At 70.7% G+C, this 249-nt stretch carries 1 protein-coding gene; it reads left to right on the top strand.

Annotation, left to right across the window (positions count from 1 at the left end; all coding sequences use genetic code 11):
• Nucleotides 1–249, top strand: a 249-nt coding sequence (locus CVH10_RS22975; protein ID WP_219925041.1) for a hypothetical protein, incomplete at both ends; no start/stop codon positions are given.

Raw genomic sequence — 249 nt, 5'->3', positions numbered from 1 at the left:
CATGAGATCGGCCAGATCGCGGGCCGCGCGGGCCGCCATCTGCGCGACGGCACGTTCGGGGTGACCGCCGAGGCCGAGGACCTGGACCCCGATCTGGTGGAACAGGTGGTCGAGCATAGGTTCGATCCGGTCGAGGCGGCGGAGTGGCGCAACGGCAAACTGGACTTCGACACCCTGCCCGACCTGCTGCGTTCGCTGACGGTGACGCCCCAGCGGTCGGGCCTCACCCTGACGGCGGAGGCGCTGGAC

It is taken from the genome of Halomonas sp. ND22Bw (genome assembly GCF_003011945.1).
Classification (GTDB): Bacteria; Pseudomonadota; Gammaproteobacteria; order Pseudomonadales; family Halomonadaceae; genus Halomonas; species Halomonas halophila.
This window is presented reverse-complemented; position numbering and strand designations above follow the sequence as displayed.